Source organism: Mixta sp. (genome assembly GCF_024610815.1).
Lineage (GTDB): Bacteria > Pseudomonadota > Gammaproteobacteria > Enterobacterales > Enterobacteriaceae > Mixta > Mixta calida.
Map to the genome: position 1 here is coordinate 1 of NZ_JANION010000020.1, position 14,444 is coordinate 14,444.

The 14,444-nt window shown below is 60.6% G+C and carries 12 protein-coding genes; 9 read left to right on the plus strand and 3 right to left on the minus strand.

All coding sequences use genetic code 11. From position 1 onward, the window contains the following. Positions 1–102 precede the first annotated feature (102 nt). From ytfQ to yjfF, 4 genes are all read left to right on the plus strand, one after another. Positions 103–1,059, plus strand: a complete 957-nt coding sequence (gene ytfQ, locus MYY08_RS00990; RefSeq protein ID WP_038626245.1) for a galactofuranose ABC transporter, galactofuranose-binding protein YtfQ — start codon at positions 103–105, stop codon at positions 1,057–1,059. An 80-nt stretch (positions 1,060–1,139) separates the two neighbouring features. Then, entirely contained in the window at positions 1,140–2,657 is a 1,518-nt protein-coding gene (gene ytfR, locus MYY08_RS00995; RefSeq protein WP_038626243.1) for a galactofuranose ABC transporter, ATP-binding protein YtfR, read from the plus strand. Next, complete coding sequence (ytfT, locus tag MYY08_RS01000) at positions 2,650–3,660, plus strand: galactofuranose ABC transporter, ATP-binding protein YtfT (protein WP_084970373.1); 1,011 nt, start codon at positions 2,650–2,652, stop codon at positions 3,658–3,660. Before ytfR ends, ytfT begins: the two co-directional genes overlap by 8 nt. Position 3,661: 1 nt before the next feature. After that, entirely contained in the window at positions 3,662–4,651 is a 990-nt protein-coding gene (gene yjfF / locus MYY08_RS01005; protein ID WP_084970372.1) for a galactofuranose ABC transporter, permease protein YjfF, read from the plus strand. Between the two features lie 340 nt (positions 4,652–4,991). Here yjfF and araA read toward each other — a convergent pair whose 3' ends face one another. Both araA and MYY08_RS01015 read right to left on the minus strand, forming a co-directional pair. Then, positions 4,992–6,494 (minus strand): L-arabinose isomerase, encoded by a 1,503-nt coding sequence (gene araA, locus MYY08_RS01010; RefSeq protein WP_084970371.1) that lies wholly within the window; start codon positions 6,492–6,494, stop codon positions 4,992–4,994. A gap of 9 nt (positions 6,495–6,503) precedes the next feature. Continuing rightward, positions 6,504–8,189 carry a ribulokinase gene (locus MYY08_RS01015; RefSeq protein ID WP_288012582.1) on the minus strand — a complete coding sequence of 562 codons (1,686 nt, stop codon included), beginning with the start codon at positions 8,187–8,189 and terminating at the stop codon, positions 6,504–6,506. A gap of 372 nt (positions 8,190–8,561) precedes the next feature. Here MYY08_RS01015 and MYY08_RS01020 point away from each other — a divergent pair, with 372 nt between their 5' ends. From MYY08_RS01020 to add, 5 genes are all read left to right on the plus strand, one after another. Continuing rightward, positions 8,562–9,545 (plus strand): arabinose ABC transporter substrate-binding protein, encoded by a 984-nt coding sequence (locus tag MYY08_RS01020; RefSeq protein WP_038626233.1) that lies wholly within the window; start codon positions 8,562–8,564, stop codon positions 9,543–9,545. Positions 9,546–9,634: 89 nt separating this feature from the next. Next, the gene (araG, locus tag MYY08_RS01025; RefSeq protein ID WP_038626231.1) at positions 9,635–11,158 is read left to right on the plus strand and encodes an L-arabinose ABC transporter ATP-binding protein AraG; all 1,524 of its coding nucleotides are present in this window, start codon (positions 9,635–9,637) and stop codon (positions 11,156–11,158) included. Positions 11,159–11,173: 15 nt separating this feature from the next. Then, the gene (gene araH, locus MYY08_RS01030) at positions 11,174–12,160 is read left to right on the plus strand and encodes an L-arabinose ABC transporter permease AraH (RefSeq protein ID WP_288012586.1); all 987 of its coding nucleotides are present in this window, start codon (positions 11,174–11,176) and stop codon (positions 12,158–12,160) included. Positions 12,161–12,216: 56 nt separating this feature from the next. Continuing rightward, positions 12,217–13,134, plus strand: a complete 918-nt coding sequence (araC, locus tag MYY08_RS01035) for an arabinose operon transcriptional regulator AraC (protein ID WP_084970370.1) — start codon at positions 12,217–12,219, stop codon at positions 13,132–13,134. 141 nt (positions 13,135–13,275) lie between these two features. Continuing rightward, positions 13,276–14,280, plus strand: a complete 1,005-nt coding sequence (add, locus tag MYY08_RS01040) for an adenosine deaminase (RefSeq protein WP_038626226.1) — start codon at positions 13,276–13,278, stop codon at positions 14,278–14,280. A 31-nt stretch (positions 14,281–14,311) separates the two neighbouring features. Here add and MYY08_RS01045 read toward each other — a convergent pair. Further along, the coding region (locus MYY08_RS01045) for an N-acetylmuramoyl-L-alanine amidase-like domain-containing protein (protein WP_502888441.1) at positions 14,312–14,444 on the minus strand (133 nt) is incomplete at its 5' end.

The following is a 14,444-nucleotide window of genomic DNA, read 5'->3' on the forward strand; positions in this document are numbered from 1 at the left end:
ATTGAATTTTGTGAAGCATGTCGAAAACTCCCGTAGCCGAATCCGCCAGGCTGTAAACGCGTTTGTACCCAAGCCGTAAAATCCCACCAGAGGAAGAAGACTATGTGGAAGCGTTTACTTTTATCCGCGATGGTGAGCGCTACGCTCGCCGCGCCGTCGCTGGCGGCAAATATGACCGTTGGTTTCTCGCAGGTTGGCTCTGAATCAGGCTGGCGCGCAGCGGAAACCAGCGTAGCGAAAAGCGAAGCGGCGAAGCGCGGCATCACGCTGAAAATTGCCGATGGTCAGCAGAAACAGGAGAACCAGATCAAGGCGGTGCGCTCGTTTATCGCCCAGGGCGTCGACGCCATCTTTATCGCACCGGTGGTGCAGACCGGCTGGGAGCCCGTGCTGGAGGAGGCGAAAGACGCCAATATTCCGGTATTCCTGCTCGACCGCGCCATCGTGGTGAAAGATAACTCGCTCTATACCTCGGTGATTACCGCGGATAACGTGCTGGAAGGACGTCTGATCGGCGAATGGCTGGTGAAGCAGATGAACGGCAAGCCGTGCAACGTGGTTGAGTTACAGGGCACCGTCGGCGCCAGCGTCGCCATCGACCGCAAAAAAGGCTTTGCCGAAGCGATCGCTAATACGCCGAACATTAAAGTGATCCGTTCGCAGTCGGGCGACTTTACCCGCAGCAAAGGCAAAGAGGTGATGGAGAGCTTTATCAAGGCGGAAAATAACGGAAAAAATATCTGCATGGTTTATGCCCATAACGACGATATGGCGATTGGCGCGATTCAGGCAATTAAAGAGGCGGGCCTGAAGCCGGGCAAAGATATTCTTACCGGCTCGATTGACGGCGTGCCGGATATTTATAAAGCGATGCTGGCGGGCGAAGCCAATGCCAACGTCGAGCTGACGCCGAATATGGCTGGCCCGGCGTTCGATGCGCTGGAGAAACTGAAACAGAACGGCACTGTGCCGCCGAAAGTGATCAAAACCGAAACCAAACTCTGGCTGCCCGCCGACGCGCAAAGCGAACTCGATAAGAAGAAAAATATGGGCTACTGATCCGCGTTTCATCGCCGCCGTCGGCCAGACGCTCCGTTGGGCGTACTGGCCGACGCCGTTGTTATTCACCGAGGCGTATTATGACTGTGCAAACAGAAAAGCTGCTGGATATACGCGGCGTCAGCAAATTCTTCCCCGGCGTGAAGGCGCTGGATAATGTCTCGTTCAGCCTGCAACGCGGCGAAATTATGGCGCTGTTGGGGGAGAACGGGGCGGGCAAATCAACCCTGATTAAGGTGCTGACCGGCGTTTACCAGCGCGACGCCGGCGAGGTGTTGCTGAACGGTCAGGCCATTGCGCCGCGCAATACCGCGCAGGCGCAGCAGGCAGGCATCGGCACCGTTTATCAGGAAGTGAACCTGCTGCCGAATATGTCGGTGGCGGATAACCTGTTTATTGGCCGCGAGCCTAAGCGCTTCGGCATGGTCGACCGCAAGGCGATGGCGCATCAGGCGCGCGCGCTGCTTAACCGCTACGGCTTCTCGCTCGACGTCAACCGGCCGCTGGGTCACTACTCCGTGGCAATGCAGCAGATTATCGCTATCTGCCGTGCGGTCGATCTCTCCGCTCAGGTGCTGATTCTGGATGAACCGACCGCCAGCCTCGACGCCAGCGAGGTAGAGATGCTGTTCACGCTGATGAATCAGCTGAAGGCGAAGGGGATGAGCCTGATTTTCGTTACCCATTTCCTCGACCAGGTGTACCGCGTCTGCGATCGCATCACTATCCTTCGCAACGGCCAGTATATCGCCACCCGCGATGCCGACACGCTGCCGCAGCTGGAGCTGATCAAGTTGATGCTGGGGCGCGAACTGATGGAGACCGCGTTGCAGCGCGCCGGCAGAACGCTGAAAAGCGATAAGCCGGTGGTGGAGTTTCAAAACTACAGCAAGAAGGGCACCATCGAACCGTTCAGCCTGGCGGTGCGCCCCGGCGAGGCGGTCGGGCTGGCGGGCCTGCTCGGTTCAGGCCGTACCGAAACCGCAGAGGTGCTGTTTGGCGTGCGGCGCGCCGACAGCGGCACCGCCATTATCCGCGGTAAAAAGCGGACCATCCGCAGCCCGGCGCAGGCGTCGCGGCTTGGCATGGGTTTCTGCCCGGAAGATCGCAAAACCGACGGCATCATCGGCGCCGCCTCGGTACGTGAAAACATTATCCTCGCTCTGCAAGCTCAGCGCGGCTGGCTGCGTCCCATCAGCAAACGCGAGCAGACGGATATCGCCCAGCGCTTTATCCGCCAGCTGGGGATTCGCACCCCGCACGCCGAGCAGCCGATAGAGCTGCTCTCCGGCGGCAACCAGCAGAAGGTGCTGCTGTCGCGCTGGCTGGTGACCCGCCCGCAGTTTTTGATTCTGGACGAGCCGACGCGCGGCATCGATGTGGGCGCCCATGCGGAGATCATTCGTCTTATTGAGTCGCTGTGCGCCGACGGCCTTGCGCTGCTGGTGATCTCCTCGGAGCTGGAGGAGCTGGTCGGCTACGCCGATCGCGTGGTGATCCTGCGCGATCGTCAACAGGTTGCGGAAATCCCGCTGGAAAAACTGTCGGTGGCGGCGATTGTCGGCGCCATTGCGGATGGAGGTGCGCGCCATGCCTGAAAGTCACGTATTGCCGGAGAAGCCCCCTGTGTTGAAGCGTAAACTCCCACCTGGAATGCCGCAGCTGGCGGCGCTGATACTGGTGCTGCTGGTGGACAGCCTGGTCGCGAACAACTTTTTTGCGCTGCATTTACAGGATGGCCGCCTGTTCGGCAGCCCGATCGACATTCTTAACCGTGCGGTGCCGGTGGCGCTGCTTGCCATCGGTATGACGCTGGTGATCGCCACCGGCGGCATCGATCTCTCGGTCGGGGCGATTATGGCGATCGCCGGCGCGACGGCGGCGACGCTGACGGTAGCGGGTCACAGCCTGCCGGTGATTATACTGGCGACGCTGGCCAGCGGCGTGCTGTGCGGACTGTGGAACGGCATCCTCGTGGCGTTGCTGAAGATCCAGCCGTTCGTCGCCACGCTGATTCTAATGGTGGCGGGGCGCGGCATCGCCCAGCTGATCACCCAGGGGCAGATCGTTACCTTCGACAGTGAGGCGCTGGGCTGGATCGGCAGCGGAGCGTTCGCGCTGCTGCCGGTACCGGTCTGGATCGCGGCGGCGATGGCGCTGCTGGTCTGGCTGCTGACGCGTAAAACCGCCCTTGGGCTGTTTATCGAAGCGGTGGGCATCAACCTGCGCGCCGCGCGCAACGCCGGGGTCAACGGCTGGCTGGTGGTGATGTCCGCCTATCTGATCAGTGGCTTCTGCGCGGCGGTGGCGGGGCTGATCGTCGCGGCGGATATTCGCGGCGCCGATGCCAATAACGCCGGGCTCTGGCTGGAGCTGGACGCCATCCTGGCGGTAGTGATCGGCGGCGCTTCGCTGATGGGCGGGCGCTTTAATCTGCTGCTGTCGCTGCTGGGCGCGCTGATTATTCAGGCGATGAACACCGGCATTCTGCTCTCCGGCTTTCCGCCGGAGCTGAATCAGGTGGTCAAGGCGGTGGTGGTGATGGCGGTGCTGCTGCTGCAATCGCCGCGTTTTTTGCAGTTACTGAAGCGGAGAGGCTGAAATGTTAAAACGTCATTTGCCCTTAACCATCACGCTGCTGGTATTCATCGCGGGCTATCTTTTCTGCCTGTCGCAGTTTCCCGGCTTTGCCTCGACGCGCGTGATTGGCAATATCCTCACCGATAACGCCTTTCTCGGCATCATCGCCGTCGGTATGACCTTTGTGATTCTTTCCGGCGGCATCGACCTGTCGGTGGGCGCGGTTATCGCCTTTACCGGCGTCTTCCTGGCGCGGGCGATTGGCGATCTGCACCTGTCGCCGTGGCTGGCGTTCGCTATTATTCTGCTGGCGGGAGCAATCTTCGGCGCGCTGATGGGCTGGCTGATCGATGCGCTGAAAATTCCCGCTTTTATTATCACTCTGGCGGGCATGTTCTTCCTGCGTGGTTGCAGCTATCTGATTGCGGAAAGTTCGATTCCGATTGACCATCCGCTTTATAGTACGCTTTCGGGCATGGCATGGAAAATGCCGGGCGGCGGACGGCTCAGCCTGATGGCGCTGGTGATGCTGGCGGTGGTAGCGCTGGGGATTCTGCTGGCGCACCGCACCCGTTTCGGCAATCAGGTCTACGCCATTGGCGGCAATATGCACTCCGCGCAGCTGATGGGCGTGTCGACGCGCGCCACCACGGTGAAGATCTATATGCTCTCTACCTTTCTGGCGACGCTGGCGGGCATCGTCTTTTCGCTCTATACCTCGGCGGGCTACGCGCTGGCGGGGCTGGGCGTGGAGCTGGACGCCATCGCGTCTGTCGTGATCGGCGGCACGCTGCTTTCCGGCGGCGTCGGAACGGTGCTGGGCACGCTGTTCGGCGTGTTGATTCAGGGGCTGATTCAGACCTGGATTAACTTCGACGGCACGCTCAGCTCCTGGTGGACCAAAATCGCCATCGGCGTGCTGCTGTTCGCCTTTATCGCGCTGCAACGGCTGCTGACGGTGATGTGGGATCGGCAGCAGAATGCGCCGGTAGAGCGGGTGACGCCGCAGTAGCCGCCGCACGACTGGCGGTCAGCCAGACAGAGCGCTCCAGGCCGGGGCGCTTTTTTTATCCCTAATTAGTTACAACATACTAATCAAGAAATAAGTTCGATGCTTCAGCTACGGCAAACGCAACGCCTGGCAGGGAAAAAGCCCCCGCCCGCAGAGCAGGGGTAACAAGCATTAATTATCGCTGGCGCCATATCTGCCTTTAAGGATGAGTTTCAGCGAGAGCATTAAACAGGCGGGAAGGAACAGGGCGGATGCGGTGAAAAGAAACGTGTTACCACCGTCAGAATAAAAAAAGCCGCATCGGGTTGATGCGGCTTGTGTCGGCTGTACCGGTTAGCGGTCAGCGCTTGATGCGGTAGTAAACTTCGTTCCAGCGCAGCGCATCCTTAAAGGCAGGTAACGTGGTGTCGTTATCGATCACCATCACTTCGATGCCGTGCATCTCGCCGTAAAGTCGCATATCGTCCACGTCCAGCGCCTGGCTGAAAACGGTATGGTGCGCGCCGCCGCCCAGAATCCAGGCTTCAGAGGCGGTTGCCAGTGAAGGCTGCGCCTTCCAGAGCGCACGCGCCACCGGCAGCTTCGGCAGCGGCTGCGGCTGTTCGATGGTATCCACCACGTTAACCAACAGGCGGAAACGGTCGCCCATGTCGATCACGCTGGCGTTCACCGCCGGGCCTGCCGGCGTTGAGAAGATCAGGCGGGCCGGATCGGCTTTGCCGCCGATGCCAAGGAACTGCACGTCCAGCAGCGGCTTCTCTTCTTTAGCGATAGAGGGGCAGACTTCCAGCATATGCGAACCCAGCACCAGCTCATTGCCCGGTGCGAAGTGGTAAGTGTAATCCTCCATAAAAGAAGTGCCGCCAGGGCGATCGCCCGCCATGATTTTGAAGATGTGCAGCAGGGCAGCGGTTTTCCAGTCGCCTTCGCCGGCGAAGCCGTAGCCCTGCGCCATCAGACGCTGCACCGCCAGGCCAGGCAGCTGCGTCATGCCGTGCAGCGTCTGGAAGTTGGTGGTAAAGGCGCGGCAGCCTTCGTCATTGAGGAAGCGCTTCATGCCCAGCTCGATGCGCGCGGCGTCCAGCACGTTCTGGCGTTTTTCGCCGTTGACCGCCGCCACGTCGCTGAAGCGATACTGGCTCTCATACTCATCGATCAGCGCGTTGACGTCGCCGTCGCTGACCTGATTGATCACCTCGACCAGATCGCCCACGCCCCAGCCGTTGACCGCATAGCCGAACTGGATCTGCGCCGCGACCTTATCGCCTTCGGTGACCGCCACTTCCCGCATATTGTCGCCGAAGCGCGCCACCTTCAGCTGCTGGCTGGCGTGACGCGCCGCGGCGGCGCGCATCCATTTGCCAAGACGCTGGTGGCTGTGACCATCCTGCCAGTGGCCGGTGATCACACTGTGCGCCAGGCCCATGCGCGCGCCGATAAAGCCGAATTCGCGGCCGCCGTGCGCAGTCTGGTTCAGGTTCATAAAGTCCATATCCATGCTGTCCCACGGAATCTCCGCGTTGAACTGGGTATGGAACTGTAACAGCGGCTTGTTCAGCACTGACAGCCCGCCGATCCACATTTTCGCCGGCGAAAAGGTGTGCAGCCAGGTGATGATGCCGATACAGCTGTTGTCATGGTTGGCGTCGCGGCAGAGCGCCAGCGCCTCGTCGGGGCTTTTTACCAGTGGTTTCAGCTCCAGCTTCACCGGCAGGCCCGCTTCGCGATTCAGCCCGTCCACCACCTGCTGCGCGTGGTCGGCGACCTGGCGCAGCGTTTCCGGTCCATACAGATGCTGGGTGCCGATAACAAACCACACGCTCAGCGAATCAAACTGTTGCATACAAACTCCTTAAATTGTGGAAGACGGACGTGCGGCATAGTTCGGTTCGGCTGTCGCACACCACTGTTGATAACGTTCATAAAGCTGCTGGAAGCGCGCCACGCGCGCCGCGTCGGGCTGCAACGTGCGTTCGACCGGGCTGGCCATCTTTTGCTGCGCGGCAGGGACATCCTCATAGACGCCCGCCGCCACGGCGGCAAAGATCGCCGCGCCGAGGGCGCAGCACTCATCGGAGGCGACGATATCCAGCGGACGGTTCATTACGTCGCAGCAGACCTGCATGATGGCGGGGGATTTACGGGCGATGCCGCCCAGCGTCAGGATGTTCTCCACCGGGATCTGCTGCTGCTCGAAACATTCCATAATGGCGCGCGCGCCGAAGGCGGTGGCGGCGATAAAGCCGCCGAACAGCGTCGGCGCGTCGGTGCCGAGGTTCAGGTCGGTAATCACCCCTTTCAGACGCTGATTGGCGAAGGGAGTGCGGCGGCCGTTAAACCAGTCCAGCACCACCGGCAGATGATCGAGCTGCGGATTCGCTACCCAGGCGTCGGTCAATTGGCGCAGCAGATCCTGCGACAGCGCATCGAGCTGCGGCTTCAGTTCCGGCTGCTGCTGCGCCGCCAGCTGTAAAGGCCAGTTAAGCAGGCGGCTGAACCAGGCGTACATATCGCCGAACGCCGACTGGCCCGCTTCCAGGCCGATGGCGTCGGGCGTCACGCTGCCGTCCACCTGGCCGCAGATGCCTTCGATGGCGCGCGTGCCGACGCGCTCCGCGTCGGCGATCAGAATGTCGCAGGTCGAGGTGCCGATCACTTTCACCAGCGTATAGGGCTGCGCGCCGGCGCCGACCGCGCCCATATGACAATCGAAGGCGCCGCCGGAGAGGATAACGTCGGTAGAGAGGCCGAGGCGCATCGCCCACTCTTCAGTGAGAGTGCCGACCGGCTTTTCAGCGGTAAAGGTGTCATTGAACAGCGGATAGTCGAGCTGCGTCGTCAGCAGCGGATCGAGTGCGTTGAAAAACGCCGCCGGCGGCAGGCCGTCCCACTGCGGATGCCACAGCGATTTATGTCCGGCGGCGCAGCGGCCGCGGCGGATAGCGGCGGGCGCGGTGGTGCCGCTCAGCAAGGCGGGCACCCAGTCGCACAGTTCGATCCAGGAGACGGCGGCGTCGCGCACCGCCGCATCGGTGCGTGAGACATGGAGAATTTTCGCCCAGAACCATTCGGAGGAGTAAACGCCGCCGATATAGCGCGAATAGTCCTCAAAGCGGCCGCTGCGGCAGAGCTGGTTGATCTCCTCCGCCTCCTCAATGGCGGTGTGATCTTTCCACAGCACAAACATCGCGTTTGGGTTGTCGGCGAATTCAGGACGCAGCGCCAGCACGTTGCCGTCGCGGTCGACAGGCGCCGGGGTGGAGCCGGTGGAATCGACGCCGATGCCGACCACCGCCGCGCGCTGCTCTGCGCTCAGACGCGACACCACGCCGCGAATCGCTTTCTCCAGCGCTTCAATATAGTCCAGCGGGTGATGACGAAACTGGCTTATCTGCGGCATCGAGTAGCGTCCCGCCATCCAGCGCGTATAAGGCGCCACCTCTTTCTGTAGTTCTTCGCCGCTTTGGCAGTCTACCGCCAGGGCGCGAACCGAATCGCTGCCAAAGTCCAGACCAATCGTTATGGCACCAGCACGCATTCGGGCTCTCCTGTTAATGAACAATCGCAGGCTCTAACAGTAAAAAGCACACCGTTTTTCGGTTAGCCCTGGGCGGCTGCAAATATGCACTTTTCTGCCATCGTCATGGGTTATGTGAACTCGGTCAAAAGTTAACTTAAGGTTAAAATCGCTGAATCTATGGACATTTTTGCTGTTGTTTTACGATGTGATACCGCTCTACATTTCGCGTGACGTTTCCCGCTAAAACTAGCCCAGCGTTTGCTCAGGTAATACGCAATCACTGCGCTAATTATCTGATTTGTGGTTTTTGAAGCGCTTTTCATCCGATTGGTACCGTTTACACCGTTTCGTTGCGCACAACGAAAAAACAACACTGCGCCGGAGAGCATCATGCACAAATTCACTAAAGCGTTAGCCGCCGTTGGACTGGCTGCCGTTATGTCACAATCCGCTATCGCCGAAACCATGAAATTAGGCTTCCTGGTGAAACAGCCGGAAGAGCCCTGGTTCCAGACCGAATGGAAGTTCGCTGATAAGGCGGGCAAGGATCTCGGCTTTGAGGTGATCAAAATCGCCGTGCCGGACGGCGAAAAAACGCTGAACGCCATCGACAGCCTGGCGGCCAGCGGCGCGAAGGGCTTCGTTATCTGTACGCCGGACCCGAAACTCGGCTCGGCGATCATGGCGAAAGCGCGCAGCTACGACCTGAAGGTGATCGCGGTGGACGATCAGTTCGTCACCGCCAAAGGCAAGCCGATGGAAACCGTGCCGCTGGTGATGATGGCGGCGACCAAAATCGGCGAGCGCCAGGGCCAGGAACTCTATAAGGAGATGCAGAAGCGCGGCTGGGATGTGAAAAACTCAGCGGTGATGGCGATCACCGCCAACGAGCTGGACACCGCGCGTCGCCGCACCTCCGGTTCGATTGAGGCGCTGAAGGCGGCGGGCTTCCCGGAAAAACAGATCTATCAGGTGCCGACCAAATCAAACGATATCCCCGGCGCGTTTGACGCCGCCAACTCGCTGCTGGTGCAGCATCCTGAAGTGAAGCACTGGCTGATCGTCGGCATGAACGACAACACCGTGCTGGGCGGCGTGCGCGCTTCCGAAGGGCAGGGATTCAAGGCGCCGGACGTGATCGGCATCGGCATCAACGGCGTCGACGCCATCAGCGAACTCTCCAAAGGCCAGGCGACCGGCTTCTACGGCTCGCTGCTGCCCAGCCCGGACGTTCACGGCTATAAGAGCATTCAGATGCTCTATAACTGGACGACCAAAGGCGAAGAGCCGGCGAAATTCACCGAAGTCACCGACGTGGTGCTGATCACCCGCGACAACTTTAAAGCCGAGCTGGCGAAAAAAGGGCTGATGTAAGCCGTTCCGACACCGTTGGGCGCGACGCGCCCGTTTAATCACGCGCCGGTTCGCCGGCGTCTATTATGAACAGGCAATGCGGAGTCACCATGAACACTGATTCAGCCTTTCTGTCGTTTCATGGCATCAGTAAAACCTTTCCCGGCGTGAAGGCGCTACAGGATATCAGCTTTCACTGTCGCGCTGGCGAAGTGCATGCGCTGATGGGCGAGAACGGCGCCGGGAAATCGACGCTGCTGAAAATCCTGAGCGGCAGCTATCAGCCAAGCGGCGGCACTATCCAGATCCAGGGGCGGCCGGTCAGTTTCGGTCATACCACCGACGCGCTTAATGCTGGCGTCGCCATCATCTACCAGGAGCTGCATCTGGTGCCGGAGATGAGCGTGGCGGAAAACATCTATCTCGGTCAGCTGCCGCAGCGCGGCGGGCTGGTGAATCGCAAACTGCTGCGCTACGAAGCGGGGCTACAGCTAAAAAACTTAGGGATGGATATCGATCCTGATACCCCGCTGAAATACCTTTCGCTCGGCCAGTGGCAGATGGTGGAGATCGCCAAGGCGCTGGCGCGCAACGCCAAAATTATCGCCTTTGACGAGCCGACCAGCTCGCTGTCGGCACGCGAAATCGAACAGCTGTTCCGCGTTATCCGCCAGCTGCGCGCCGAAGGAAGGGTGGTGCTCTATGTCTCGCACCGTATGGAGGAGATCTTCGCCCTCAGCGACGCGATTACCGTGTTTAAAGATGGCCGCTATGTGCGCACCTTCGACGACGTGCCGAACACCAGCCACGACATGCTGGTGCAGGCGATGGTCGGACGCGATCTGGGCGATGTTTACGGCTACGCCCCGCGCGAACATGGGCCGGTGCGTTTGCAGCTGGAGGGCGTGCATGCGGTTGGTGTCAGAACACCGGTATCGCTCAGCGTGCGCGCTGGCGAAATTGTCGGGCTGTTCGGCCTGGTCGGAGCCGGGCGCAGCGAGCTGATGAAAGGGCTGTTCGGCGCCACGCGCCTGAAGGCGGGCCGCGTGCTGCTCGACGGCCAGCCGCTGGCCATCAGCGAACCCTCTGACGCCATTCGCGCCGGAATTATGCTCTGCCCGGAAGACCGCAAAGCGGACGGCATTATTCCGGTGCATTCGGTGCGCGACAATATCAACATTTCCGCGCGCCGCAATAACCTGACGGCAGGCTGCCTGATCGATCACCGCTGGGAGTCGCACAACGCCGACAAACATATCCGTTCGCTGAATATTAAAACGCCCACCGCCGATCAGCTGATCATGAATCTCTCTGGCGGCAACCAGCAGAAGGCGATCCTCGGCCGCTGGCTGTCGGAAGAGATGAAGGTCATCCTGCTCGATGAGCCGACGCGCGGCATCGACGTGGGCGCTAAACATGAGATCTATAACCTGATTTACGCGCTGGCGCAGCAGGGCATCGCCGTGCTGTTCGCCTCCAGCGATCTGCCCGAAGTCATGGGGCTGGCCGACCGCATCCTGGTGATGCGCGAAGGCGAGATCGCCGGGGAACTGTTACATGATGAGGCAACGGAACAGCTGACGCTGAGCCTTGCCATGCCGAAAAACACGCAACAGACGGCCGCCGTGGCCTGATGCAGGAGTAACGCTATGTCTTCATCCACGACTTCAAATACGCCGCCGGTGTCGCGCTCCGGTTTCCGCTTTGGCCGTATCTGGGACAACTTCGGTATGCTGGTGGTTTTCGCCGTGCTGTTTATCGCCTGCGTGCTGTTTATTCCTAACTTCGGCTCCTTTATCAATATGAAGGGCCTGGGACTGGCGATGTCGATGTCCGGCATGGTCGCCTGCGGCATGTTGTTCTGCCTGGCGTCAGGGGATTTCGACCTCTCCGTCGCCTCGGTCATTGCCTGCGCGGGCGTCACGACCGCGGTGGTGATCAATATGAGCGAAAGCCTGTGGCTGGGCATCAGCGCCGGGCTGCTGCTGGGCGTGCTCTGCGGTTTCGTTAACGGCTTCGTGATCGCCAAACTGAAGATCAACGCCCTGATCACCACGCTGGCGACCATGCAGATCGTGCGCGGCCTGGCCTACATCTTCTCTGACGGCAAAGCGGTCGGCATTGAAGATGAGCGCTTCTTCGAGCTGGGCTACGCTACCTGGTTCGGCCTGCCGGCGCCGATCTGGCTGACCATCGGCACCATGATCATCTTTGGTTTCCTGCTGAACAAAACCACCTTCGGGCGCAACACCCTGGCGATCGGCGGCAACGAAGAGGCGGCGCGGCTGGCGGGCGTGCCGGTGGTGCGCACCCGCATCATTATCTTTATTCTCTCCGGCCTGGTCTCCGCAGCGGCGGGCATTATTCTGGCGTCGCGCATGACCAGCGGTCAGCCGATGACCTCGCTGGGCTATGAGCTGATCGTCATCTCCGCCTGCGTGCTGGGCGGCGTATCGCTGAAGGGCGGCATCGGCAAGATCTCCTACGTGGTGGCGGGGGTGCTGATCCTCGGCACCGTTGAGAATGCGATGAATTTGCTGAATATCTCACCCTTCTCACAGTATGTGGTGCGCGGTCTGATACTGTTGGCGGCGGTGATTTTCGACCGCTACAAACAGAGCCATAAAGCGGCCTGATCGTCGCGGGCAGCCTGGCTGCCCGCCATACCTGACGCTTCGCTACGAGGATTATTATGTACCATCGTCAACCGATTGAGTCACAGCCCAACCCCCTGCTGCCGGGCTACCCCTTCAACGCCTGGCTGGTGGCCGGACTGACGCCGATCAGCGCCGGCGGCGCGCTCGATTTCTGTATCGATCGTCCGCACGGCATGAAAGGCTACATTATCAACCTGACGATAAAAGGGCGGGGACGCGTGTTTGAGGGCGACAGGGCGTTCGACTGCGAGCCGGGCGACATGCTGCTGTTTCAGCCGAAAACGCCGCACTTCTATGGCCGCGCGCCGGACAGCGACAGCTGGTATCACCGCTGGATCTACTTTCGTCCGCGCGCCTACTGGCACGACTGGCTGCGCTGGCAGGACGAGACCCACAGCGTGGGCCGCCTGCGTCTGCCGGAATCGCTGCGCGGCGAGTTTGACCGTCTGTTCGCTAATATTGAACAAACGCACAACTCCGGGCGGCGCTTCGCCGAGGAGCTGGCGATGAACCTGCTGGAGCGGCTGCTGCTGCGGGCGGTAGAGGAAGATCCGCGTTCGCATCAGCAAATCCGCGATCCGCGCATTATTGAGGCGTGCCAGTATGTCACCAGCAACCTGGCGGGCGAGCTAAAAATCGAGGCGGTGGCGAAGCACGTCTGCCTGTCGCCTTCGCGTCTGGCGCATCTGTTCCGCGAGCAGATGGGCGTCAATCTTCTGCGCTGGCGCGAAGATCAGCGTGTGATCCGCGCCAAGCTGCTGCTGCAAACCACGCAGGAGCCGATCGCCTCGATTGGCCGCGAGGTGGGCTATGACGATCAGCTCTATTTTTCACGCGTATTCCGCAAACGTGTCGGCGTCAGCCCCAGCGACTTCCGCCGCCGCAGCCAGGATGCGCACGACGCGCTGGTGGCGCAGGAGACCTGGCAGCTGCCGAAGCGGGCGGGCGAATAGCGTCATTTGCGGCGCGAAAGGGCGGCGACGGGCAATTAACCAGCAGTCGGCGTAACATCTTGCGCAATTATCTGGCATAGTTGCGCAACTTATTTTTATACTACTCTGCACTTTATCTTAACCTGTGAAAGAGAGTGCTTCATGATTGACGCCCGCCTGCCGCTTACCGACATTCATCGCCATCTTGATGGCAATATCCGCGCTGCGACCATTCTCGATTTAGGCCGTGAATTTAATATCGCGCTGCCCGCCAGCGACCTCGACGCGCTGCGTCCGCATGTGCAGGTGGTGGAGAACCAGCCCGATCTGGTCAGCTTCCTGCAAAAGCTCGACTGGGGCGTGAAGGTGCTGGGATCGCTCGACGCCTGCCGCCGCGTGGCGCTGGAGAACGTCGAGGACGCCGCGCGCGCGGGCATTCATTATGCCGAACTGCGCTTTTCGCCGGGCTATATGGCGATGAACCATAACCTGCCGATCGCTGGCGTGGTGGAAGCGGTAATCGACGGCGTGCGCGCCGGCTGTCAACAGCACAATATCGATGTGCGACTGATCGGCATTATGAGCCGCACCTTTGGCGAAGAGGCGTGTCTGAACGAGCTGGATGGCCTGCTGGCGCATCGCGACGGCATTACCGCCGTCGATCTGGCGGGCGATGAGCTGGGCTTCCCCGGCAGCGAGTTCCTGAGCCACTTTAACCGCGCGCGCGACGCTGGTTTTCGCGTCACGGTGCATGCTGGCGAAGCCGCTGGCGCCGACAGCATCTGGCAGGCGATCCGCGAGCTGGGCGCCGAACGTATCGGTCACGGCGTGAAGGCGGTGGAAGACCCGGCGCTGATGGATTTCCTCGCGGAGCACCGCATCGGCATCGAGTCCTGCCTGACTTCTAACATTCAGACCAGCACCGTGGCGCACCTCTCCCATCATCCGCTGGTCACATTCCTCGATCACGGCATTCTGGCGACGCTAAACACCGACGATCCGGCGGTGCAGGGCATTGAGATCGGTCACGAGTACCAGGTGGCCGCGCCGCAGGCGGGCCTGTCCGCTGCGCATATTCGCCAGGCGCAGGAGAACGGCCTGACCATCGCCTTCCTGAGCGAAGAAGAGAAACAGCGCATCCGTCAGCGCGTGGCGGACCAGGCTTGAAACGCCCTGGCCCGCAGAGTGATACGGCGGGTCAGAGCGGCCGGGCAATGACAATGCCCGGTCGCGTTTTAATATAAGAGAGCAGGGGCATATCGACGACCTTATTATTGCTTTTCAGTGAAGAGGCGTTGCGGAACCAAACCTGCTGGTCTTTTTTAATAATA